This is a genomic window from Burkholderia aenigmatica (genome assembly GCF_048627025.1).
GTDB lineage: Bacteria > Pseudomonadota > Gammaproteobacteria > Burkholderiales > Burkholderiaceae > Burkholderia > Burkholderia aenigmatica.
This window is the reverse complement of record NZ_CP184469.1, coordinates 690,937-713,023: the sequence shown is the minus strand read 5'-3', so window position 1 is coordinate 713,023 and position 22,087 is coordinate 690,937. Positions and strand designations below refer to the sequence as shown.

The following is a 22,087-nucleotide window of genomic DNA, read 5'->3' as shown; positions in this document are numbered from 1 at the left end:
GTTTTCTTTACACACAGTAATGATCCAGAAAAAATTCCCGGCACACAATCGGAATATTCCTAGAACCGAAAAAATAATCCGGAATGAAGACAGGTTTATCGCTCAGCCAATAACCAGTTCTTCATTTTCCAAAATGATCGCGTTGCTCGTGCGAATACGTTGTCGGAAGAATCCTATGATTCGCTTCGGAGAAGGTGGAAACCGGTGGCGTTACCGCGCGATTCGTTCCGGCACAGGCAGATTCGCCACCAATCAGCGATTTTTTGTCGGGCAATGGGGGGGACGGCGAGACGGGACGGCTGGTCGGTAAAATTGGCGTCCAGTCGCCGGCAGACAGACAGGAAGGACCCTGGCGATCGATTCACTCGGTATGACGGCCCGGGTTTCGGACGCGGGCCAGGCGTCGCGGATCGCGATGCAAGCGAGTCGGGATTGTGCGCGGTAAGTGGTGCGTGGTGCGTGGTGCCGGGTGCTAGCGGCTAATCGCTTGTCGACTGTTGTCGCTGGCCGTCATCGGCCAAGACGTCGGCGGCACGTCCCGCATTGCACGGAACGAAGGGGCGCGAAGCCGCGCTTAAACGGCCGCCGCATGCCGCATTACGGAGAAGCCGCCCGGCAACCGCCTGCGGAAAACATGGAGAGCCTGCTGCACAAACGCACAGCAGGCCGCCGCCCCCGCTCCACCGGGGCGTAACGCGGTCAACCGTCATTCGCCGCCCAGCACCGCCCCGCTCTCCGGCAAGGTCGCACCGCCGTCGACGACGATCGTCTGCCCCGTGATGTACGCGGCATCGGCCGATGCGAGAAACAGCATCGCATTCGCGATGTCTTCCGGCTCGCCCATCCGTGCGAGCGGAATGTCGCGCGCAATCTGCGCGGCGACCGACGCGTCGCCGAGATTGCCGGCCGCCGGCGTACGGATCATGCCCGGCTCGACGCCGTTCACCGTCACGTTGCGACGCGCGAGCTCCAGCGCCGCCGCGCGAATGAAGCCGTTCACGCCGGCCTTCGACGCCGCGTAATGCGCGAGCCCCGGATACACGACGCGGGGCCCCGTCACCGACGACGTGACGAGCAGCCGCCCGGCTCCCGCGCGCTCGAATGCCGGCAACGCGGCCTGCGCGAGCCAGAACAGCGCCGACAGGTTGACCGACAGCGTCCGGTCGAGTGTCGGCTCGTCGATCTGCGTGAACGGCGTCAGCGGAAAATACGCGGCATTGTGGACGACAACGTCGAGCCGGCCGCCGTCACGCTCGACCGCCGCGACCAGCGCGCCCAGTTCGTCGCGGCTGGCGGCATCCACCCGATAGGCACGCGCCTCGCCGCCCGTGCTCGCGAGCGCGTCGGCCTGTGCAGCGGCGGCCTCGCCGTTCAGATCGGCCAGTGCGACGAACGCATCGGATTCCGCGAAACGGCGCGCGATCGCCGCGCCGATCCCCTGCGCGGCGCCCGTGACGAGCACGACACGCCCGCTGAAATCCGCCCGCAGGCGGCCGTTGCCCGGCGCGGCATTCATCGCGGCGTCGCGCCATCGAGCGGATGCACGGTGTCGTTCAGCACCTGCGCATGCGCGCCGATCGGGAAGTTCGACAGCGTGCCGAAATCACCTCCCTGGTAGCCGAAGATCTTGCCGTCGGTCTTGCGCTGCGCGAGGTCGATCAGCACGACACCGAGCGTCGGCACCACCTTTTCACGCCACACGAACAGGTACAGCTCGTCTGCAATCCTGAAGTAATGGCAGCGGTCGACATCGGCCAGCCCGCGCTCGACACCCAGCAGGCACTGCCACGCGTAGAAGTTCTCGTTCAGGTAGATGTGCTCGTAGCATTCGGTCGGGCTGTAGCGGTACATCGTCCGCTTGCCGATCAGCGCGCGCGTGGGCCCGTGCAACGGCCCCGGCTGCGTGTGGCCGCCGAGCGTGCCGTGCCGGAACCCGGCCTCGACGGCCGTCAGCGGCAGCCCGCGCGCAACCCGCGTGAACGCGTCGATGCGCGTGTCGGCTTCGGTCGGCAGCGTGCCGACCACCGACGTCCATACGCCGTTGTCGAGATCGATCACGAGACTGACCGAAGTCGCACGGGCGGCCGAATCGAGGTAGTCGACGAAGTACAGCGCGTCGCGCAGCCGCGTCACGCGGCACGGCTCGCGGCCGCTCGCGCCGGTCGCCGCATCGCGCCACTGCAGCGCGCCGGGCTCGAACGTATAGACGCGCCACACGCCCGATGCGTCGCCGAGCGTGAGCGTCCGTCCCGCGAGCGCATCGACGGATGCGAGGATGTTCGCTTCCGGCGCGAAGCCGTCCGCGAGCGCGCCAACCTGAATGAATACCGGATCCTGTCGTTCCACCTGCCGTCTCCCGCGCAGCTTCAGGCCCGGCGGGCCGTGTACGCTGCTCATGTGCACATGGTGCGGGCTGCGTGCGCCGCGCGGTATCGGCCAAAAGGATGAAGGGCGCGCGGCGCCGGAACGCGCTAAAGTGCACGAAATCCGCGCCGCGACCGGCGCGAGGAGCGCACATGCACCGCGTCACCCATTACCGACGAACCGGCGAAGGCATCGAGGCGATCAGCCTCGAATCCGATCGCGCGTTTCCGCGCCACGCACACGACGAATTCGGGGTCGGCGTGATCGTCAGCGGCGCGCACCGGTCGTGGAGCGGCCGCGGGCAGGTCGACGCCCTGGCGGGCGACGCGATCATGGTCAACCCGGGCGAGATGCACGACGGCTCGCCGATCGAGGCCGGCACGGGCCGGCGCTGGCGGATGCTGTACCTCGCGCCCGCGCTGGTTGCGGGCGTCGCGGCGGAAGAAGGTCTCGGCGGCGTCGAACTGGCGCACCCGGCGGTGCGCGACGCACGGCTCACGGCCGCCGTCGGCCGGCTGCATGCACGCATCGTCGCGGGGGCATCCCAGCCGCTCGCCCGTGACGAGGCACTCGTGATGCTCGTCGCCGGGCTGCTCGCCCGGCACGCGAACCGCACGCTGCCGGCGGCGGGCGTCGCACCGGCGATCCGCATCGCCCGGGAGCGGCTCGACGCGGCGCCGGCCGCCCCCGTCTCGCTGGCCGAGCTGGCCGACCTGAGCGGCGTCAGCCGCTTCCAGCTGCTGCGCGGGTTTGCCCGCGAGCTCGGCATCACACCGCACGCGTACCTGATCCAGTCGCGTGCACGGCTGGCGCGCGCGCTGCTCGCCAGCGGCCTGCCGATCGCCGATGCCGCGGCCGAAGCCGGCTTTGCCGATCAGAGCCACCTGACGCGTGCATTCGCGCGCCAGTTCGGGATCACGCCCGGCCGGTTCACGCAGGCCGTTTGACGCCGCCGTCCTCCCGCGCGAGGCCACTAGGCAAACCGCCGTCGACGGCACGGCCATTGCGACCGCAGTAACACATGACCGCAGCGGTGGCAGCCGATGCCCGTGACGCACGCATGCCGAATCCCCTGCACCGTATTCGACCCGCCCGCGTGCGCTGCAATTTCGTTCAAGACGCACGCTGCCGCCGTGCGCGACGATGCGGCGCATGAAGACACGACTGATTGGCTATCTCTATCTCGCCGCCGCGATGGCGGGCGTCGGCAGCACCGTCATCGCGAGCCGTCTCGCGGCTGGCGGCCTGCCGCCGTTCGCGGCCACGGCGCTGCGCTTCCTGATCGCGACACCGCTGCTGTTCGCGCTGATGCGCGCGCAGCGCATGCGCTGGCCACGCATCTCCACACGCGACGCCGTGCTGCTCGTCATCCAGGCGGCGGCGGGCGGCGTCGGTTACACGGTGCTGCTGATCTGCGGCACGAAGCTGTCGTCGCCGCTCGATGCGGGCGTGATGCTCGGCACGCTGCCCGCGATGTCGACGCTGATCGCGGCCATCGTCCTGCGCGAGCGGCAAACGCCGCGCGACTGGCTGGCCGCCGCGCTCGCAACGGCCGGCGTGCTGTTCGTCACGTTCGCACCCGGTCAGGCGCTGCCGTCGCTCCGCACGCTTGCCGGCGATGCGCTGGTGCTGGCCGCCGTCGCGTGCGAAGCCGTCTTCATCCTGCTCAACCGGCGGCTTGCCGCACCCTTGCCGCCGCTGGCGCTGTCCACCGCGATGTCGGGCCTCGGCTTCGTGCTCGCACTCGTGCCGGCCGCGTTCGAATGGCACGCGGTAGCAACCGGCTGGACCGTCGGCGCCGTATCGGCGATCGCCTACTACGCACTGGTGCCGACCGTGCTCGGCTACCTGTGCTGGTATGCGGGTTCGGCGCGCACGAGCGGCACCGAGGCCGCGCTGTTCACGGCGGTCGCGCCGGTCTCCGCCGTGCTGTTCGCAGTCGCGCTGTTCGGCGAAACGCTCAACGGCACGCGGGTCGCGGGCATCGCGCTCGTCGTCGCGGGCATGGTCGTCGGCGCAACGCGGCGGCGCGAACCGCCCGCTCAGGCACGCGATGCGCGGCCGGCGAAGCCGGTACGGCCAGCCCGCCCCGCGCCAACCGCGACCGACTGATCGGTGTTCGTCGCGTCATCTCAACATGGGAGATCGTTCGGCCCTGCCGCTCCGCCGCGTTCCCGCGCCGCCGCAGGCGATTGCAGGAATGTGTCCGCGCGCCGCAAAACCGTTGCGTGGCACCCGGCGAGATGCAATATTCGCGTGACCGGGACCTTTGACGACCATCGACCGACACGCCGCCGCGCAATGAACAGGAAGGAAGCCAAAACAAGAATCGCGGTGCTGATGTCCGCTGGAATGAGGAAGGCCGACGTCCTGGCCGATCTGTCCGGACAAGGGCTCGACGATCGAGTGCTCGCCGGCCTGATTGCATCGCGCCCCGATCCCGAACGCTGCCGCAAGAACAAGGTGCACGTCCGGATCCTGGTCGCACTCGCTGTCGTCCAGCTCGCGAACGGCCTGACGTTCGCTTATGGCGTCGCCCAATCCGGCGGCGACCTCGGCGTCTCGGGCGCGCTCGGCAATGGCCTCGTCATGCTGTTGCTCGCGCTGAACGTGCTGCTGTCGCTGCTGTTCATCTGGGGCTTCGCGACGCATCGCGTCGGCGCCTATCACGCGTTCATCCAGTTGTCGCTGGTGCAGGTGCCGAAGACCATCGCCGAGCTCGGACGCAGTCCGTCGACCGCGCTGCCGAGCCTCGTGGTCACGGTCCTGCTGGTGGGCTATGTCTGGTTCGTCCGCAACCGGATGTTCCCCGACTACGGCGGGTTCACGCCGCGCAAGGTCGAAGGCCGCTACGCGTTCGTCGAGCACGCCTGACGCCACTGGCATCGGACATCAGACGCAAAAAAGCGCCGGGCCGCCCCGCGATTGCGGGACGGCCCGGCGCTTTCTGTATTCCTGAACCAGTCGGCTTACTTGGCCTTTTCAGCCGTATCGCTGATCGCCTGGCCGCCCTTCGAAATGTCCTGCCCCATGCCGGCCACCGTGTTGCAACCGGCAAGCGCGGCGGTCACCACCAGCAGCATTGCAGCAATCGTACGCGTCATTCCCATTCTCCTTCGAATCATCAAGCCCGACGGGCGAATCATGTGCGGCGTGGCGCCCGGCCAGATGCCGGGCACGGGGCCTGACCTGATTATACGGAGACGGCCGCCGCGCGCCAGTACGAACCCGCCGCCTGCCCCACGGGCCACCCAGCCGGGTCGCACAGATTTTCCTTGACTTCAACGCGCCACGAACTAATATACGCACCGCGTATATTTTCCGTCAGGAGCCGCCGATGACCGTTCCCCAGCAAGCCTTCCTTCGCGACGCGATGCGCCGCCTCAACATGACCCGCGAAGCGTTCGCCAATCGTATCGGTGTCAGCCGGCGCGCGCTGGACACCTGGCTGTTGCCCGACGATTCGCAGGAATCGCGCGGGATGCCCGAGATCGTCGAGCGCTTCGTGTCGGAAATCGTCGAGCGCTCGGCGCCGGATGGCGGGGACTATACGCAAAGCGTAGACAAGCAAGGGCTCTCGAAGCAGTTCCTGTTCGAAGGCAAGCCGCAATTGATCTCGGTCGACCAGTTCTCGCGGGATTCGGTCGAGGCGCTGTTCCGCGTGGCCGACGTGATGCAGCCGATCGCGCGCCGCCACAAGATCTCGCGCGTGCTGGAGGGCGCGGTGCTCGGCAACCTGTTCTTCGAGGCCAGCACGCGTACGCGCGTGTCGTTCGGCGCCGCCTTCTGCCGGCTCGGCGGTTCGGTGTGCGACACGACGGGCTTCACGTTCTCGTCGATGGCCAAGGGCGAATCGATCTACGACACGAGCCGCGTGATGGCCGGCTACGTCGATGCGCTCGTGATCCGCCATCCGGAGAAAGGCTCGGTGGCCGAGTTCGCGCGCGCGACCAACCTGCCTGTGATCAACGGCGGCGACGGCCCCGGCGAGCACCCGAGCCAGGCGCTGCTCGATCTCTATACGATCCAGCGCGAGTTCTCGCGGCTCGGCAAGATCGTCGACGGCGCGCACATCGCGCTGGTCGGCGACCTCAAGTACGGCCGCACCGTGCACTCGCTCGTCAAGCTGCTCGCGCTGTACCGCGGGCTGAAGTTCACGCTCGTGTCGCCGCCGACGCTCGAGATGCCGGCTTACATCGTCGACCAGATCGCGACGAACGGCCATGTGATCGAGCAGACGACCGACCTCGCAGCCGGGCTGCGCGGCGCGGACGTCGTCTACGCGACGCGGATCCAGAAGGAGCGCTTCACCGACGAGTCGTTCGAAGGCTACACGCCGGATTTCCAGATCAACCAGGCGCTCGTCGACTCGGTATGCAAACCCGACACGCTGATCATGCACCCGCTGCCGCGCGACAGCCGGCCCGGTGCGAACGACCTGTCGGTCGACCTGAACCGCGACCCGCGCCTCGCGATCTTCCGCCAGACCGACAACGGCATTCCGGTGCGGATGGCGATCTTCGCGGTACTGCTCGGTGTGGAGAACCTCGTCCAGCATTCGATGCGCGACGCGACGTGGCGCCCGCCGGCCTATCTCGGGCCGGAGGACGCGGTGTTTCACGGGGTGGATTGACGTCGAGGTGGTGGCGCGATTCGGACGCCGCCACTCATCCCCTCAACAGGACGACCCTTGATTCGCCGAGCATCGGCGGATCGGTCGTCCGCCCGGATCGACCTCCATGCTCGCATCGGTAACCGACTGCAGGTACATCCCATATGGCCCGGTCTGCGCCACGACGTTCAACACGCCACGGGGGGCGTCTGGCGAGAGTCCCCAACGCACTCCGCAGATCTTCACGCGCTCTCGAAGAAACGGGGCATCAAACGCAACACCGAACCTGCAGTTCTTCCAGCCATCGGTACGCGTGTACTCAACTCGGTAAGTCTGGGTTGCCGTAGCAGTCAACCGCGGCAGGGCCTGAAAAGCGCTCCAGATCAACCAAAATCCGATTCCAGCCCCGGCGGCAAGACTTCCCAACGCGTGAACCAATGGATTCTCCAGTGGCTTGCGCATGCCCCTGAACATCCACAAGCTGCCGAGTGCGGCGGCAATTGCACCGATCGTCGCGAACTGAATCACCGGTACGGCGGGTCCGGCAAACGAATTCTGCGCCAGCACGGAGAGCATGAAGGCCATCAGAATGGCCGCAGAAATGGCGCCGAGTTGAAACACAACGAATCGATTGTCGGGATTCAGAGACGCCCCCTTGGCGTGCGTTGAAGATCTGCCAATGTGCCACGGTTGCGGCCCCCCTTATCTCAATAGTCACCAAGCGACTGCAAACCAATCCCGGTTTTCTCATCAACGCCCCCTTCCCCAGGCGCGAACCGAGGCCCATCACCCCCTCGGACCACGCGATCCCGTGCTCACAACCACCCCGCCACATTCGTTAACAATTTCCCAACAAACGAGAACAAGAACGCTTCTCATTTAACTAAAAATTACATAGAATGCCGCCTGAAAACAAATCGTAATAATTCCCGACGGCATGCACATTTCCGCAGCGCACCGCCCCGGGGCCACACCGCGAGGTCGAAGCGCACCATGAAGTCACGTTCCGACGAGCTGAAGCTCGGCAAATTCACCACCCTGTGCAGCGTGCTCGCCGCGAGTCCGGCATTCGCGGCGGACGGCACGCCGCCGCCCGCCCCGGCGAGCACCGAAGGCCATCTCGCGCCGATCGAGATCCAGGGCAAGGCCGAACACAGCTACAAGGCCGACTTCTCCGCTTCCGCGAAATTCACCGCACCGCTCGTCGATACGCCGAAATCCGTCACCGTGATCCCGCAGGAACTGATCCAGAACAGCGGCGCGTCGACGCTGACGGAAGCGCTGCGCACCGTGCCCGGCATCACGTTCGGCGCCGGCGAAGGCGGCAACCCGCTCGGCGATCGTCCGTTCATCCGCGGCTACGACACGCAGGGCAGCATGTTCGTCGACGGCATGCGCGACACGGGCGCCACGACGCGCGAGATCTTCAACACCGAGCGCATCGAGATCACCAAGGGTTCCGACGGTGCGTACGGCGGTCGCGGCGGCGCGGGCGGCAGCATCAACCTGATCACGAAGGCCCCGCACCTCGGCACCACCGCCGCCGCGAGCGCGGGCCTCGGCACCGACCGCTATCGCCGCTTCACGGCCGACGGCAACTGGCAGTTCGCCGATCACGCCGCGTTCCGCCTGAACCTGATGAGCCACAACAACGACGTCGCCGGTCGCGACGCGGTCAACAACGAGCGCTGGGGCGTCGCGCCGTCGATCGCGTTCGGCCTCGGCACATCGACGCGCGTCGTCGCGAGCTACTACCACCTGTCCACCGACGACCTGCCCGACGGCGGCATCCCGTACTACTACGGCTTCAATCTCCCGAAGGGCGTCGCCACCGACGGCCCGGCGCCCGTCGACCGCCACAACTTCTACGGGCTGATCAACCGCGATTTCCGCAAGACCACGTCGGACATCAGCACGCTCAAGATCGAGCACGACATCACGTCGTCGCTGACGATCCGCAACACCACGCGCTACACGGAGTCCACCCAGGACTACATCTGGACGCAGCCCGACGACAGCCAGGGCAACGTGGTCAACGGCAAGGTCTGGCGGCGCGCGAACACCCGCAACAGCGCGATCAACAGCATCGCGAACCAGACCGAGCTGTTCGGCGAATTCCGTACCGGCCCGTTCAAGCACAGCTTCACGACCGGCATCGAGCTGTCGCGCGAATGGGGCAAGCGCGACACGTACAACGTCGCCACCGCGAACGGCAAGATCTGCCAGAACGGCATCGGCGCGGCGTCGGGCTACAACTGCACGAGCCTGTGGTCGCCGAATCCCAACGACCCGTGGGCCGGCTCGATCACGCGCAACAACGACTACTCGCGTGCCCGCACCGTGACGAAATCGATCTACGGCTTCGACACGATCGAGATCACGCCGCGCTGGCAGGTCAACGGCGGCGTGCGCATCGACGACTACTCGACCCGCTTCACCGACACCAAGGCCAACGGCGGCAAGACCACCACGCGTGACGACACCCTCGTGAACTGGCAGGCCGGCCTCGTGTTCAAGCCGGCGCAGAACGGCAGCATCTATGCGTCGTACGCGACGTCGTCGACGCCGGCCGGCATGCTGCTCGGCGAAGGCAGCGAATCGCAGTCGCTCACGCCGGGCCGTGGCGGCGTCGGCTCGAACGCCGATCAGCTGTCGCCGGAAAAGAACCGCAGCATCGAGCTCGGCACGAAGTGGAACGTGCTGAACGACAAGCTCGCGCTGACCGCCGCGCTGTTCCAGATCGACACGACGAACGCACGCGTGACGCTGCCGAACAACCAGTACGCGATGGTCGGCAACAAGCGCGTGCAGGGGCTCGAACTCGGCGTCGCGGGCCAGATCACGAAGCAGTGGCAGCTGTTCGGCGGCTATACGTACATGAAGAGCGAACTGCGCGACAACGGCAAGGACACGGCGAGCAACGGCAACCAGTTCCCGAACACGCCGAAGCACAGCTTCACGATGTGGTCGAACTACGACGTGACGCCGAAGTTCACCGTCGGCGGCGGCGCGTTCTACATGTCGCAGGTGTTCGGCGATACCGCGAACCAGCACGCAGTGCCGTCGTACTGGCGCTTCGATGCGATGGCGCAGTACCGGATCAACAAGAAGCTCGACCTGCAGCTGAACGTGAACAACCTGTTCAACCGCACCTACTTCGACCAGGCGTATCCGGCGCACTACGCGTCGATCGCACCGGGCCGCTCGGCGTTCGTCACGCTGAACGCGCGCTACTGATCGATGGAGGCCGTGTCGCTGAAGGCGCTCGCGTCGGTATCGCCGCGCGAGTTCGCCGACATCCTGGCCGGGCCGCCCGAGCGTGCCGCCGCGTGGGTCGCGGCGGCGGCCGACAACGGCATCGTCGATGCGCAGGCCGTCTACGGGCAGTACCTGCTCGACGGGCATGGCGTCGCGCGCGATCCGGCGGCCGCGTTCAACTGGTTCCGGCACGCGGCGCGGGCCGGCCACGCGATGGCGATGAACATGCTCGGCCGCTGCTACGAGTTCGGCTGGGGCACGGCCGCGTGCGCACCGGTCGCCGTGTACTGGTACCGGCTCGCCGCGCAGGCGGGGCTCGACTGGGGCATGTACAACTACGCGACGGCGCTCGCGCTCGGCAACGGCGTCGACGAGAACCGCGCCGATGCGCTCGACTGGTTCCAGCGCGCGGCCGCGCTCGGCCATGCGAAATCGATCAACCTGATCGGCGGCTTCTACGAGGACGGCTGGGTCGTCCCGGTCGACCCCGACGCCGCGTTCGACCACTATCGCCGCGCCGCCGTGGCCGGCGACTTCCGCGGCCAGTTCAACCTTGCGCGGCTGCTCGCCGAGCGCGGGCGCATCGACGAAGCGCTCGCCTGGCTCGCTCGCGTACCGGCCACGGCTACCCCCGCGTTCGTCGCGAAGATGCACGCGTATCTCGCGTCGTCGCCGATCGACGCGTTTCGTGCGGCGGCGATGCAGTTGCCACCGCAGCCGCAGCCGCACTGCATGGAATCCGCATCATGATGCTTCATATCCCCGGCGTACTGACGAAAGCGCAGGTCGCGCAATGTCGCGAGTTGCTCGATGCAGCCGAATGGGTCGACGGCAATGCGACGTCCGGCACGCAGTCGGCGCTCGCGAAACGCAACCGGCAACTGCCGGAAGGTTCGCCGGCCGCACGCGCGGTCGGCGACGCGATCCAGGACGCACTCGCACGCCATCCACTGTTCTTTTCCGCGGCGCTGCCGCTCAAGGTGTTTCCGCCGCTGTTCAATCGCTACGAAGGCGGCGAGACGTTCGGCACGCACGTCGACAACGCGATCCGGCTGCTGCGCGGCACGGATTTCCGCGTGCGCAGCGATCTGTCGGCGACGCTGTTTCTCGAAGAGCCCGATGCGTACGACGGCGGCGAGCTGTGTGTCGAGGATACGTACGGCACGCATCGCGCGAAGCTGCCGGCCGGCGACCTCGTGCTGTATCCGGCATCGAGCCTGCACCACGTCACGCCGGTCACGCGCGGCGAGCGCGTCGCGTCGTTCTTCTGGATCCAGAGCATGGTGCGCGACGACGCCGACCGCACGCTGCTGTTCCAGCTCGATACGCAGATTCAGGCGCTTTCCGGCGAGAAAGGCGCGAAGGATCCGATGGTCATTGCGTTGACCGGGATTTATCACAACCTGTTGAGGAAGTGGGCGGATGCGTAGCCAACGGAACGCCATCCAGTCGCTGAACGTATTGCGCGGCTCGCTCTTGCGCTACGACGATCCCGTCGATCCAATCGAGGAAAGCGCCCGGGAAGCGCCGCAACGCGACACCCGAAACGAAGGCGTCCACGCAGACACGTCCATCGAGACGCCCAGATAGGCACGCACGGCCCGCAGCGAAAACCGCAACACATCCTCCGCCGGACTCTGGCATATTGGCGATTCGTCTGACAAAAACCACATCGGCCTGTCTCTCCGCCGGCTCGTGGCCCACAACCGTCATCGCGCCATTTCGTCCACTATCGTGATTTCGCTCTCCGATCCCGTTGTCCGGTCGATCGCCCTGCTGGAGTCGCACGAAGGGTTTGTCGATCTCGCAGCCTTCCATGACCGCATCGCCGTCGTTCCCGGCCCCGACGATGTCGCCAACAAGAGCCCGCATTTCCTGAAAGTGCGCCGTGGCGTGGCGGAACGGCTGATCGCCGCCGCGCACGCGCTGCCCGACGGCCTGCGCCTGTACGTCAAGGAAGGCTATCGTCCGCTGGCCCTGCAGCGCCACTACTTCACCGGGCATCTCGCGCACCTGCGCCGGACGCTGAATCCGCTGCCGGACGAAGACACCTTGGTCGCACTCACGAGCCACTACGTCGCACCGCCGGAAGTCGCCGCCCATCCGACGGGCGCAGCCGTCGACCTCACACTGATCTCGCCGGACGGCATCGAGCTCGACATGGGCTCCGCGCTCGACGCCACCGACCAGGAATCATCCGGCGCGTGCTACACGCACAACCCGTTCATCAGCCGTGCGGCCGCCCGCAATCGCCAGGTGTTGATCGCCGCACTGACGGGCGCCGGCTTCACGAATTACCCGTCGGAATGGTGGCATTGGTCGTTCGGCGACCGCTATTGGGCCGTCATGCACCATCAATCGCACGCAATTTACGGTCCCGTCGAGGAAGACATGCTCGACGAAGCCGCGCGCTGACATTCTTTCCGACGAAACGCGCCCGTCTCGGTAACATCCTCACTTGTCGATCCCTGCTCGCTCCCGCACAATCGCAGCACCTGCTTCACTCTCCCCCGCGCCGATGTCCTACGCGTCATTCGCCACCGGCGTCCTTCTCGCCGGCGGCCTCGGTCAACGCTTCGACCCGAGCGGCCTGCACAGCAAGCTGCTCGCGCCGCTTCCCGACGGCACGCCGGTGGCGGTCGCGGCCGCCCGCCATCTCGCGGCGGTCACGGCCGACGTGATCGCCGTCGTGCGTCCCGGCGCCGAAAAACTCGCGATGCTGCTGAACGAAGCCGGCTGCCATGTGGTCTACGCGCCCGATGCGCTGCGCGGCATGGGCGCGAGCCTCTCGGCCGGCGTGCGCGCGACGCCCGAGTCGAACGGCTGGCTCGTCGCGCTCGGCGACATGCCGTGGATCGCGGCGTCCACCTACGAAACCGTCACGCGCGCGCTCGACGCGGACGGCGCGTCGATCGTCGCGCCCGCGCATCGCGGCGTGCGCGGCCATCCGGTCGGTTTCGCCGCGCACCACTTCGATGCGCTCGCCGCCCTCGACGGCGACACGGGCGCCCGCGCGCTGTTCGCCAGCGCACCGGTCAAGCTGCTCGACGTCGACGATCCCGGCATCGTGCGCGACGTCGACACGCCGGCGGATTTGCGCTGACCGCGACCACGCAGCGTTCGCGCTGCAACGCATGACCCGCTCCGACGCAGCAGATTCCTGCACGAAAACCGCCCATGTACGGATTGCGCAGACGAAAGACCGCCGCCGCAACAATCCCGCTGCAAACGCATGCCCGATTGGCTATAACGGAGACGAGGCGCCCCCGCCGCGCCACCGCCGTCACGCACTTCGCGAGTTCTCCATGACCGATCACACGACCCCGACGCCCGAGCCACCGGCCGACCCGAACCGCGACCCGGAAGACGACCCGCTGTCGTCGCCGCCCGGCCATCACGACAACCCGCAACAACCGGACGGACCGCCGAGCAAGGATCCGGTCTAGCCGCCGGGCGGCCGGGCGACCGCCCGCTCCGGTGCCTACGCGGCCGCGTGCTCACGCGCCGTACGTACTTCGTATGCCTTCAGGTGGTTGTACGCGATTCGCAGCAGCGACAGCGCATCGGCTGCCTGCGGGTCGCGGCGCGCGAGCAGGTCGCCGATCACGTGATCGGCTTCGACACGCGCATGGTTCTCGACGTCGCGCAGCATCGACGCGGTCAGCGGTGACGGCGTCAGCACCATCCGCTGCATCCGCTCGATGGCGGCCGGGTCGGGCCGGTGGCCGTTGTGCTCGGCAATCGCGCTGCATTCGGCGAGCATCGTCTCGAGCAGGTGGCGGCCGTCCGGCGCGGCGAGAATGTCGCCGACCGAGCCGCGGAACAGCGACGTGCTCGCGGCAAGGGTCGCGAGGAACACCCACTTTTCCCACATCCGCGCGGCCACGTTGTCGCTGAGCGTCGCATCGAAACCCGCGCCGCCTAGCACGTCGGCTACCGCGCGCACGCGCGGCGATTCACCGCCCGCGAGTTCGCCGAAGGTGACCCCGTGCGTGTCGTTGAGGTGCACGATGCGCTGCTCGCGATCGAGCGTCGCCGCGATCACGCACAGCCCGCCGAGCACCTGCGCGGCGCCGAACCGCTCGCGCAGCACGTCGAGATGACGCATCCCGTTGAGCATCGGCAGGATCAGCGTCTGCGGGCCGACGAACGGCGCGAACGAGAGAATCGCGTCGTCGAGGCTGTATGCCTTGCAGCTCAGCAGCACGAGGTCGAACGGCGCGACCCCGGCTTCCACATCGCCCGCGCGCACGGTCTGCACGTTCGCGAGCGTCAGGTCGCCGCGCGGGCTGCGGATCAGCAGCCCGTCACGCGCCAGTGCGGCCGCGCGGCCGTCGCGTACCAGGAACGTCACGTCGCGCCCCGCCGCGGCCAGCCGGCCGCCGAAGTATCCGCCGACCGCGCCGGCCCCTACCACCAGAATTCGCATCGTTGCCTCCTTTCGGTTTCATTCGCCGCCGCGCCGCCGGGCCGGGCCCGCGGCGCGCATGCAATCGCCCCGACAGTATAGCGACGCCCGTTATGCATATGCATAGATACCCGTATCGGCGTCGAAGGCATCGGCGCCGGTACCGGTTCCTAGGGATAACCCGTCTACGGCGACCCGCGTCGGGCGCCGTCAAGACATCTATCCCGTCACGCCGCTTCGGCGAGCTTCCAAGACCGACCGACCACACACCATGCGCAACCTTTCCCTGAATCAGAAACTCGCCTCGATGATCGTCATCCTCTGGCTCGGCCTGCTCGTGATCGCGGGGCTCGGCGCCTGGCAGACGCGCGCATCGATGATCACGGACCGCCGCGACCAGCTCGCGTCGCTGGTCGCGCAGGCCACGAGCGTGGCCGACCATTACTACAAGCTGTCGCAGCAGAATGCGCTGCCGGAAGCCGATGCCAAGCAGAAGGCGCTCGAGGCGATCGCCGCGATGCGCTACGGCGCCGACGGCTACATTTCCGTCAACGACTCGAAGCCCGTGATCGTGATGCATCCGATCAAGACCGATCTCAACGGCAAGGACGTGTCGAATTTCACCGATCCGAACGGCAAGCACCTGTTCGTCGAGATCGTGAAAGCCGGCAACGTGGACGGCGGCAAGGGCTTCGTCGAATATCTGTGGCCGAAGCCGGGCGCCGACAAGCCGCAGGAGAAAACCAGCGCCGTGCAGCGCTTCGCACCGTGGGACTGGTATCTCGTGACCGGCATGTACATGAACGACGTGCGCTCGGCCGTGCTCGAGAGCATCGGCCGCTGGCTCGCGATGACGACCGTGCTCGGCGGGATCGCGACCGCCGTGATGGTGATGGTGCTGAAAAGCGTACGCGCCAACCTCGGCGGCGAGCTGGAAGTGGCGCTCGACGCCGCGCAGCGCATCGCGCAGGGTGACCTGACCGCGCGCGTCACCGTGAAGCAAGACGATCGCGGCAGCCTGCTGCATGCACTGCACACGATGCAGGGCGGGCTGATCGACATGGTGTCGCGCGTGCGGATGGGCACCGAGAACATCAACGTCGGCGCGAGCGAGATCGCGTCCGGCAACACCGACCTGTCGCAGCGCACCGAGGAACAGGCGGCGGCGCTCGTGCAGACCGCGTCGAGCATGGACCAGATGACCGCGAACGTGAAGCAGAACGCGGACAGCGCCGCGCAGGCGGCCTCACTCGCCGACCAGGCCGCGCAGGTGGCGACGCGCGGCAGCGCGGTGGTCGACGACGTCGTGCGCACGATGAACGAGATCACCGACCGCTCGCACAAGATCGGCGACATCATCGGCGTGATCGACGGGATCGCGTTCCAGACCAACATCCTCGCACTGAATGCGGCCGTCGAAGCCGCGCGGGCGGGTGAACAGGGCCGCGGCTTCGCGGTGGTCGCGGCCGAGGTACGCTCGCTCGCGCAACGCTCGGCGACGGCCGCGAAGGAGATCAAGACGCTGATCGTGTCGTCGAACGAGACCGTCGAGCAAGGTGCGGCGCTCGTCACGAATGCGGGCGAGACGATGGCCGAGATCGTGCAGTCGGTGCGGCGCGTGAACGAGATCCTCGACGAGATCAGCCACGCGTCGCGCGAACAGAGCGCCGGGATCGAGCAGGTCAATCGCGCGGTGGGCGAGATGGACCAGGTCACGCAGCAGAACGCGGCGCTCGTCGAAGAGGCCGCGGCCGCCGCGCATTCGTTGCGCGATCAGGCCGAGGCGCTGCGGGATGCTGTGACGCGGTTTGCGTTGCCGACGTAGGCCTTGAAAGCGTGCGGGCCCGGTTTTCCTGCGCCTGGCCCGCACGCTCGATCGGCATCGATCGGGATGTCCTCGTGTCTACACGTCGTGTCCCGTGGTAGGTCACTGCGTCTTCGGTACGGGATTCAGGTTCGGGCAGCAGTGATTCGGGCACCCCGGACTAACGTTGACCTCGACGCGTCGCCCGGATTGACCAAACTTGTCCGGCTTGAAGATCTTGCCGGCCAAGGCGCGATTCTCGCCGTGGATCGAATATTGATCCAAGACCGACATCACGCTTTCGGCTCGTCGCGTCGCAAGCTGTTGTGCGTCATGTTCGGTCCGTTCGGCCAACCCGTTCAACCACACGGTATCGATGATCGGAAAGCGCTTGTGCAGGTCGATCGACCATTCGGACAACCGTGATAGCTCGGCCGGCGAAATTGCGCTCGAATCCGTATCGAACACAATATCGATGTAGTGGGCGGGCATGTTCGATGCGCCGTCACATGCGGCGAATGCTTGTACGCAGGTCAACGCGAGCGCGGCGGCAACTGCGAATTTAGTAATCACCATCGACAACGTACCCCGCAATGCTATCGGCGTTGTTAATTGCCAAGTCAGGATTCGACCGGCCCCAAGGCGCCAGAAGCGGTGTGATGGTGTATTTGTCGTCAGTGGAAGACATGGTGTCGTGAAAATGTGTCGCTTCGCGGATTTCACCGCGACTGACAATCGGCCTTGCCGCTCGATGAAATGACGGGTATCGACTTGCCGAAAGTCGATCGGCCAAAAATGGCCGTCGTTGCGCGTGAGCGCTCGGGAACCCATGACCGCATCAAGTGGAGAAAGGTAGGTGCAAATGAACGCGGCATGCGTGCAGATCATTTGCATGTTGCCTTTGTACGTCGGATCAAACACGCCGGGCACATCGGTCGGCAACGTATGGAGTTGCTGCACCATTGCGTAAAGCTTGATTGATGAATGAAGGAAGGAAATACGGACATTGGGCATGTTCCTTTTGGGTCATAGACTCGGACACCCTGTACGTCGACGGACCATAGACAGTTGCCGGCAAGAATTTCGTTGTCTATAGGATGAGTACGATATTTATTCGCACTCCGACTCAATATGTGATCGCGCGCTGTTCAGCAAGCGTCCCTCGACATGCCCGACGCCCCACCGAGCCCCAGCCCCGCCGCCCGCTGGATCAGCTCGACGTCGTTGTTCGCGCCGAGCTTCTTCATCGCGCTGATCTTCTGCGCACTGACCGTCTGCTTGCCCTTGCTCAGACGGTGCGCGATCGTCTTGATCGGCACCCCCGACAGATACAGGCGAATGACCTCGATCTCGCGCGCCGTCAGCTTCGCGGGCGCCTCGCCGCGGTCGGCGCATGCGTCGACCGCGCGCCTGACGAGCGGCGACAGGTAACGCCCGCCGCTGTAGCTCGAATGAATGGCCGTGACGATATGGCCGACCTCGTCGAACTTGCTGACGATGCTCACGCTGCCGGCCGCGAGGATCGACCCGAAGATCAGTGGATTCTCGTTCGCGACCAGCGCGACGATCCCGACGTTCGGACGCGTGCGCCGCAGCCAGTCGAACAGCGCGAGGCCGTCCATCTGCGCGTCTCCGCGAACCGCATAGTCGACCAGCACGACATCGCAGTCGACACTGCCGAACGACGCGACCAGTTCGGCCACACTCCGGTAGACCGCAACGAGCTCGATCGCACCGCCGCTGCCGGCGACCTGCTCGATGCCGGCCAGCGTCAACGGCCAGTCGTACGCGAAGACGATACGAACATTGAATTTCCTCATGCGCAGTTCCAGGTGGTTCGCCAGCCACGCGACGCGAACGCGCATGGCCGGTTTGGCGTTGAAAGGACGTTCAGGCTATTTTTAGCCTGAACGTCGATTCTATGAAGCCGCGCGCGGACGGGATATCGGACGGTATCGGGATCGGCCGTCCGGGACGTAATACGAGTTTGATATTTGCGCCGGTTCGAGCGCCCGACACATGGCAGCCGGCATCGGCAGGCATCGGCCGGATGGCCAACGTGGCGGGCCGTGCGGGCCACTCGGCCGGCCAGCAGGTAAAATTGCACCCTTTGCATGCCGCGCCGGGCCACCGGCGGCGAGCGACGCGCCGATGCCGGCCGCGCGCCACCGCCCTGCTCCCGGCTGCCCATCCGCCGGCTGCCCGTACTTCCCCGCTTTCCCCATGACCGAATCCGACCTGCAATCCGACGACACCTCCATCCACGAAGACGGCCTCTGGCGCGACAACGGCTGGACGGCCCGCATCATCAAGAACGAAGACGACGACGGCTGGGCCGTCGAGATGATCAAGGACGGCGAGTCCGAGCCCGCGCTCGTCGGGCCGTGGACCATGGGCCGCGACAAGAAGAACCCGAAACCGATGGACGCGAACGCGTTCCGCACGCTCGTGAAGACCGCGACCGAGGTGCTGATGCGGCACGAGCAGCAGCGGCGCGCGATGCTGCACAAGGAAGTGACGGTTCAGGGCGACGACGACCAGGATGTGTCGGTGACGCTCGACATCGTGCCGGACGAGTTCGAGCCGTACGCGCAGCTCAAGGCCTTCGATCCGTACGGCGAGCTGCTGGCCGAAGCGAAGGTGTCGGCCGGGTTCAAGCTCAACAAGGCCAGCGCCGAGCGCTGGGTCGCATCGGGCTTCGAGCGGCCGGCCTCCTGATCGCGCGCTGCGCGCCGGGCCGCGCGCTCAGGCGCTGACGCCCTGCCTCGCGCGCCGCAGCCGGCGCGCCGCCAGCTTGCGTCGCACGAGCTGCTCGAACTGTTGCGTCGCGACCTCCGGATCGCGCGCGGCCAGCCCGAGCGCGTTGCGCGCAAGCTGGATCGGCGTCAGCACGAGGCCCCACGGCAGCCCCCACCAGCCGAACGCGGCCGACGCCAGCAGCGCGACCGCCTGCTTCCGGCGGCCGCAACGCCGGCAGCACACATGGCGTCGCGTCGCCCAGCGCGTGACGAACAGCAACGACACGACGCGATGCGACGCATGGACATCGACCGGCCGGTCGTCGCGACGGCAGATCGGGCATGGTCCGTAACGCCAGTCGTGCACGTACTCCCAGACTTTCGCGTCGGGCACCCGTTCTGCCTCGACGACGATCGCATGCGCCCGGGCGCACGCCGGACGGCAATAGCGGCGGCCGTCGATCGACCGCCCGCCGACCAGGAACGTCCTGCCGCAGTGACTGCACTCTGCCACGGTAACCTCGGATAAGCGTGATGCGCCGCGTGCCGGCCGCGCGCGCATCGCTGCGCCGGCGGTCCGGACGGGCCGTTGCCTGTCTTAACGGCCGCCGTCGCGCGGTCTTGAGCGGCTGGCTGCGCCGCGGCGCGTCAGCCGTGCAGCCCGTGTGCGGTCATCAGCCGATACAGCGTCGCGCGCGAAATGCCCAGCTCGGCGGCCACGTCCGCGTGCTGGTGGCGGTGCCGCAGCAGCGTTTCCTCGATCGCGTGCCGCTCGGCCTGCCGGCGCGCTTCCGCGAGCGTCGGCGGCTGCCGAGACGTGTACTGCTGCAGTTCGAGATCGGCGGCCGAGATCATCGGGCCGTTCGTCATCACGACCGCGAACCGGATCCGGTTGATCAGCTCGCGCACGTTGCCGGGCCACGGATAGTTGTGGATCGCTTCGATCGCGCACGGCATGAAGCCGCGAATCCGGTGCGAACTGTCGCCGCGATAGCGCCGCAGCACGTGGTCGGCGAGCAGCATGATGTCGCGGCCGCGCACGCGCAGCGGCGGCTCGTCGATGCGCAGCACGCACAGGCGGTAGTACAGGTCGGCACGGAACCGCCCCGCCTGCATCGCGGCCTCGAGATCGACGTGAGTCGCCGACACGATCCGCACGTCCACCGGAATCGACGCGTGCCCGCCGAGGCGCTCGATCGTGCCTTCCTGCAGGAAGCGCAGCAGGCTTGCCTGGCTTTCGAACGGCATGTCGCCGATTTCATCGAGAAACAGCGTGCCGCCGTGCGCGGCCTCGATCCGGCCGATCTTGCGCTGGTGCGCGCCCGTGAACGCGCCGCGCTCGTGGCCGAACAGTTCGGCCTGCAGCAGCGTCGACGGAATGGCCGCGCAGTTCACGGCGACGAACGGCGCCTCGGCGCGCAACGACTGCTGGTGGATCGCTGCCGCCGTCAGCTCCTTGCCGGTGCCGGATTCGCCGGCGATGAAGACGGTGGCATCCGTGTTCGCGACCTTGCGGATCGTCGCGAACAGCCGGCGCATCGCGTTGCACGAGCCGATCATCGTGCCGCCGGGCGGCGCCGCATCGGCGTCCGGGCTGCCGTCCGCGAGCTTCAGCATCCCGTATGCATGGCCGACCAGATAGCCGATCGTCGTGTACGCGGTCGCGTTGCGCACGTAGTCGAAGCAGCAGTGGCGAATCAGGCGCGCGATGGCGAGATCCCGCAGCCGCTCGTCGTCGGCGAGCGCGACCCAGCCGACGCGCGGGTCGCGCAGCAGCGCCTCGAACGACATGACGTCGGGCGACGCGAAGCCGCCGAAATCGACGATGCCCGCATGCGGACGGTTCGCCCTGACGAGATTCAGTGCGTCCGCAACGGTTTTCGCGCGCCACACGTCCCAGCCACGCGACGCGAGACAGTCGACGAGCGCGGCATCGGGCTGCTGCGACAGGTAGACGAGCGGCCGCGACGGTACGACATGGTTGCGCCGGACGGCGACGAATGGCGCCGTTCCCGCGTCGCGTTCGAGATCCTGCGGGCCCGATACCCTGATCTGGCAGCAATAGTTCACGATGGCCTCGTCGCTTGGGTTGGTTGTCGAAACGGCCGTCGCCGGATCGCGCAGGGCGGGACGTCGTGGTCCCGCAGCGCGGCGCCGGGCCGTCCTCGGATTGGCGTTTCGTTATCGGCAGAAAACGACGCGCTGTGTGTAGATTTGCGGCTCGACGACCGGCTTCGTGGAACCGTTGAGGTCGTCACGATAGGCGCGGTAGGTCTTGCCGTTCACCGTGACTTCCGTCGCACGGGCCGTCTCGATCGAGTTGAGCCCGTTGCGCTGCCACCCGCTCACCCGATCCGCCGCCGTCACGCTCGACTCGCCGGCGATCTTCTGCGTGATCGCGCTGCCGTCGCTCCATGGCTGCGTCTGCATGTCCTCGGCATGCTGCATCGCGCCGATCGTCTTGCCGGTCGGCGTCGGCCCGTTCTGCGCTTCGAACGGCGCACCACGGCCGTACACCGGCGATTGCCACGACGGCGCGTGACCCTCCTCCGGCATCATGTAGATCATCTGCGGATCGCCGATCATCATCATCGGCGCGCATGCCGTGTTGTCGGCACGACCGAGCGTCGTCAGCGCCTGCTCGACGCTCACGGCGTTCGCGGCGGTCTGCTCGCCCAGGATCACGAAGACCGCCGGGTTCTGAAATACCGCCTGCGCGGCGGCTTGCGCGCTGTACAACAACAGAGCGACCAAAAAGATCCTCATGATTGAGGCCTCCTTGCATCCTCGTCGGGCAAAAAGAGGTGTTGACCTCGGGGATGGGACCAACACCCGTCAAACAGGAAACGACCGTCGGGCATCGGGTCCGAACGACGCCCGTGCGGCCGGCGTGCCGGTCGCAC

General features: G+C 66.9%; 22 protein-coding genes. 12 read left to right on the top strand and 10 right to left on the bottom strand.

Going from position 1 to position 22,087, the window contains the following annotated elements; all coding sequences use genetic code 11:
- Positions 1-706: 706 nt before the first annotated feature.
- Together ACN8ZM_RS20280 and ACN8ZM_RS20275 are read right to left on the bottom strand one after the other, a co-directional pair.
- Positions 707-1,516 carry an SDR family oxidoreductase gene (locus ACN8ZM_RS20280; protein ID WP_420212187.1) on the bottom strand — a complete coding sequence of 270 codons (810 nt, stop codon included), beginning with the start codon at positions 1,514-1,516 and terminating at the stop codon, positions 707-709.
- Positions 1,513-2,346 (bottom strand): molybdenum cofactor biosynthesis F family protein, encoded by an 834-nt coding sequence (locus ACN8ZM_RS20275; protein ID WP_420212186.1) that lies wholly within the window; start codon positions 2,344-2,346, stop codon positions 1,513-1,515. Before ACN8ZM_RS20275 ends, ACN8ZM_RS20280 begins: the two co-directional genes overlap by 4 nt.
- 170 nt (positions 2,347-2,516) lie before the next feature.
- Between ACN8ZM_RS20275 and ACN8ZM_RS20270 the strand changes: the two genes are divergently transcribed.
- From ACN8ZM_RS20270 to ACN8ZM_RS20260, 3 genes are all read left to right on the top strand, one after another.
- Positions 2,517-3,311 (top strand): AraC family transcriptional regulator, encoded by a 795-nt coding sequence (locus ACN8ZM_RS20270; protein WP_043179886.1) that lies wholly within the window; start codon positions 2,517-2,519, stop codon positions 3,309-3,311.
- 205 nt (positions 3,312-3,516) lie between these two features.
- The gene (locus ACN8ZM_RS20265; protein ID WP_420212185.1) at positions 3,517-4,476 is read left to right on the top strand and encodes a DMT family transporter; all 960 of its coding nucleotides are present in this window, start codon (positions 3,517-3,519) and stop codon (positions 4,474-4,476) included.
- A 189-nt stretch (positions 4,477-4,665) separates the two neighbouring features.
- Entirely contained in the window at positions 4,666-5,238 is a 573-nt protein-coding gene (locus ACN8ZM_RS20260) for a permease (protein ID WP_420212184.1), read from the top strand.
- Positions 5,239-5,333: 95 nt separating this feature from the next.
- Here ACN8ZM_RS20260 and ACN8ZM_RS20255 read toward each other — a convergent pair whose 3' ends face one another.
- Complete coding sequence (locus tag ACN8ZM_RS20255; RefSeq protein ID WP_009688930.1) at positions 5,334-5,468, bottom strand: entericidin A/B family lipoprotein; 135 nt, start codon at positions 5,466-5,468, stop codon at positions 5,334-5,336.
- Positions 5,469-5,701: 233 nt separating this feature from the next.
- Between ACN8ZM_RS20255 and ACN8ZM_RS20250 the strand changes: the two genes are divergently transcribed.
- Positions 5,702-6,997, top strand: a complete 1,296-nt coding sequence (locus tag ACN8ZM_RS20250; RefSeq protein ID WP_043179892.1) for an aspartate carbamoyltransferase — start codon at positions 5,702-5,704, stop codon at positions 6,995-6,997.
- 42 nt (positions 6,998-7,039) lie between these two features.
- Here the strand turns inward: ACN8ZM_RS20250 and ACN8ZM_RS20245 are convergent, their stop codons facing one another.
- A complete protein-coding gene (locus ACN8ZM_RS20245; protein WP_420212183.1) occupies positions 7,040-7,597 on the bottom strand; it encodes a hypothetical protein in 558 nt (185 codons plus the stop codon).
- Positions 7,598-7,969: 372 nt separating this feature from the next.
- On the opposite strand from ACN8ZM_RS20245, the gene ACN8ZM_RS20240 reads away from it, so the two are divergent.
- From ACN8ZM_RS20240 to ACN8ZM_RS20215, 6 genes are all read left to right on the top strand, one after another.
- On the top strand, positions 7,970-10,213 hold the full coding sequence (locus ACN8ZM_RS20240) for a TonB-dependent receptor (protein WP_089452293.1): 2,244 nt from the start codon (positions 7,970-7,972) through the stop codon (positions 10,211-10,213).
- Between the two features lie 3 nt (positions 10,214-10,216).
- Entirely contained in the window at positions 10,217-10,984 is a 768-nt protein-coding gene (locus ACN8ZM_RS20235; protein WP_301801105.1) for a tetratricopeptide repeat protein, read from the top strand.
- Positions 10,981-11,664, top strand: a complete 684-nt coding sequence (locus ACN8ZM_RS20230; RefSeq protein ID WP_420212182.1) for a Fe2+-dependent dioxygenase — start codon at positions 10,981-10,983, stop codon at positions 11,662-11,664. Before ACN8ZM_RS20235 ends, ACN8ZM_RS20230 begins: the two co-directional genes overlap by 4 nt.
- A gap of 304 nt (positions 11,665-11,968) precedes the next feature.
- On the top strand, positions 11,969-12,649 hold the full coding sequence (locus ACN8ZM_RS20225) for a M15 family metallopeptidase (RefSeq protein WP_420212181.1): 681 nt from the start codon (positions 11,969-11,971) through the stop codon (positions 12,647-12,649).
- 103 nt (positions 12,650-12,752) lie between these two features.
- Positions 12,753-13,337: a nucleotidyltransferase family protein gene (locus ACN8ZM_RS20220; RefSeq protein ID WP_043179911.1), complete on the top strand. Its 585-nt coding sequence runs from the start codon at positions 12,753-12,755 to the stop codon at positions 13,335-13,337.
- 202 nt (positions 13,338-13,539) lie between these two features.
- Positions 13,540-13,680: a hypothetical protein gene (locus tag ACN8ZM_RS20215; protein WP_021158153.1), complete on the top strand. Its 141-nt coding sequence runs from the start codon at positions 13,540-13,542 to the stop codon at positions 13,678-13,680.
- 35 nt (positions 13,681-13,715) lie between these two features.
- On the opposite strand, the gene panE is transcribed toward ACN8ZM_RS20215, so the two are convergent.
- Positions 13,716-14,663 (bottom strand): 2-dehydropantoate 2-reductase, encoded by a 948-nt coding sequence (panE, locus tag ACN8ZM_RS20210; protein ID WP_420212180.1) that lies wholly within the window; start codon positions 14,661-14,663, stop codon positions 13,716-13,718.
- 250 nt (positions 14,664-14,913) lie between these two features.
- Here panE and ACN8ZM_RS20205 point away from each other — a divergent pair, with 250 nt between their 5' ends.
- On the top strand, positions 14,914-16,467 hold the full coding sequence (locus ACN8ZM_RS20205) for a methyl-accepting chemotaxis protein (RefSeq protein WP_420212179.1): 1,554 nt from the start codon (positions 14,914-14,916) through the stop codon (positions 16,465-16,467).
- 102 nt (positions 16,468-16,569) lie between these two features.
- Here the strand turns inward: ACN8ZM_RS20205 and ACN8ZM_RS20200 are convergent, their stop codons facing one another.
- On the bottom strand, positions 16,570-17,460 hold the full coding sequence (locus ACN8ZM_RS20200) for a hypothetical protein (RefSeq protein ID WP_420212178.1): 891 nt from the start codon (positions 17,458-17,460) through the stop codon (positions 16,570-16,572).
- 134 nt (positions 17,461-17,594) lie between these two features.
- Entirely contained in the window at positions 17,595-18,266 is a 672-nt protein-coding gene (locus ACN8ZM_RS20195; protein WP_420212177.1) for a LuxR C-terminal-related transcriptional regulator, read from the bottom strand.
- A 403-nt stretch (positions 18,267-18,669) separates the two neighbouring features.
- Between ACN8ZM_RS20195 and ACN8ZM_RS20190 the strand changes: the two genes are divergently transcribed.
- Entirely contained in the window at positions 18,670-19,164 is a 495-nt protein-coding gene (locus ACN8ZM_RS20190; protein WP_043179921.1) for a hypothetical protein, read from the top strand.
- Positions 19,165-19,191: 27 nt separating this feature from the next.
- On the opposite strand, the gene ACN8ZM_RS20185 is transcribed toward ACN8ZM_RS20190, so the two are convergent.
- The 3 genes from ACN8ZM_RS20185 to ACN8ZM_RS20175 form a co-directional block, all read right to left on the bottom strand.
- Positions 19,192-19,698, bottom strand: coding sequence for a hypothetical protein (locus tag ACN8ZM_RS20185; protein ID WP_043179923.1), 507 nt, complete (start codon positions 19,696-19,698; stop codon positions 19,192-19,194).
- Positions 19,699-19,832: 134 nt separating this feature from the next.
- Positions 19,833-21,254, bottom strand: coding sequence for a sigma-54 dependent transcriptional regulator (locus ACN8ZM_RS20180; RefSeq protein ID WP_043179926.1), 1,422 nt, complete (start codon positions 21,252-21,254; stop codon positions 19,833-19,835).
- Between the two features lie 111 nt (positions 21,255-21,365).
- Positions 21,366-21,950, bottom strand: a complete 585-nt coding sequence (locus ACN8ZM_RS20175; RefSeq protein WP_043179928.1) for a hypothetical protein — start codon at positions 21,948-21,950, stop codon at positions 21,366-21,368.
- Positions 21,951-22,087: the final 137 nt, after the last annotated feature.

Bases quoted from the DNA above. Each gene is read 5' to 3' on its own strand.
- ACN8ZM_RS20280 (WP_420212187.1), bottom strand. From the start codon at position 1,516: ATGAATGCCGCGCCGGGCAACGGCCGCCTGCGGGCGGATTTCAGCGGG.
- ACN8ZM_RS20270 (WP_043179886.1), top strand. From the start codon at position 2,517: ATGCACCGCGTCACCCATTACCGACGAACCGGCGAAGGCATCGAGGCG.
- ACN8ZM_RS20265 (WP_420212185.1), top strand. From the start codon at position 3,517: ATGAAGACACGACTGATTGGCTATCTCTATCTCGCCGCCGCGATGGCG.
- ACN8ZM_RS20260 (WP_420212184.1), top strand. From the start codon at position 4,666: ATGAACAGGAAGGAAGCCAAAACAAGAATCGCGGTGCTGATGTCCGCT.
- ACN8ZM_RS20255 (WP_009688930.1), bottom strand. From the start codon at position 5,468: ATGACGCGTACGATTGCTGCAATGCTGCTGGTGGTGACCGCCGCGCTT.
- ACN8ZM_RS20250 (WP_043179892.1), top strand. From the start codon at position 5,702: ATGACCGTTCCCCAGCAAGCCTTCCTTCGCGACGCGATGCGCCGCCTC.
- ACN8ZM_RS20240 (WP_089452293.1), top strand. From the start codon at position 7,970: ATGAAGTCACGTTCCGACGAGCTGAAGCTCGGCAAATTCACCACCCTG.
- ACN8ZM_RS20235 (WP_301801105.1), top strand. From the start codon at position 10,217: ATGGAGGCCGTGTCGCTGAAGGCGCTCGCGTCGGTATCGCCGCGCGAG.
- ACN8ZM_RS20230 (WP_420212182.1), top strand. From the start codon at position 10,981: ATGATGCTTCATATCCCCGGCGTACTGACGAAAGCGCAGGTCGCGCAA.
- ACN8ZM_RS20220 (WP_043179911.1), top strand. From the start codon at position 12,753: ATGTCCTACGCGTCATTCGCCACCGGCGTCCTTCTCGCCGGCGGCCTC.
- ACN8ZM_RS20215 (WP_021158153.1), top strand. From the start codon at position 13,540: ATGACCGATCACACGACCCCGACGCCCGAGCCACCGGCCGACCCGAAC.
- panE (WP_420212180.1), bottom strand. From the start codon at position 14,663: ATGCGAATTCTGGTGGTAGGGGCCGGCGCGGTCGGCGGATACTTCGGC.
- ACN8ZM_RS20205 (WP_420212179.1), top strand. From the start codon at position 14,914: ATGCGCAACCTTTCCCTGAATCAGAAACTCGCCTCGATGATCGTCATC.
- ACN8ZM_RS20200 (WP_420212178.1), bottom strand. From the start codon at position 17,460: ATGCCCAATGTCCGTATTTCCTTCCTTCATTCATCAATCAAGCTTTAC.
- ACN8ZM_RS20195 (WP_420212177.1), bottom strand. From the start codon at position 18,266: ATGAGGAAATTCAATGTTCGTATCGTCTTCGCGTACGACTGGCCGTTG.
- ACN8ZM_RS20190 (WP_043179921.1), top strand. From the start codon at position 18,670: ATGACCGAATCCGACCTGCAATCCGACGACACCTCCATCCACGAAGAC.
- ACN8ZM_RS20175 (WP_043179928.1), bottom strand. From the start codon at position 21,950: ATGAGGATCTTTTTGGTCGCTCTGTTGTTGTACAGCGCGCAAGCCGCC.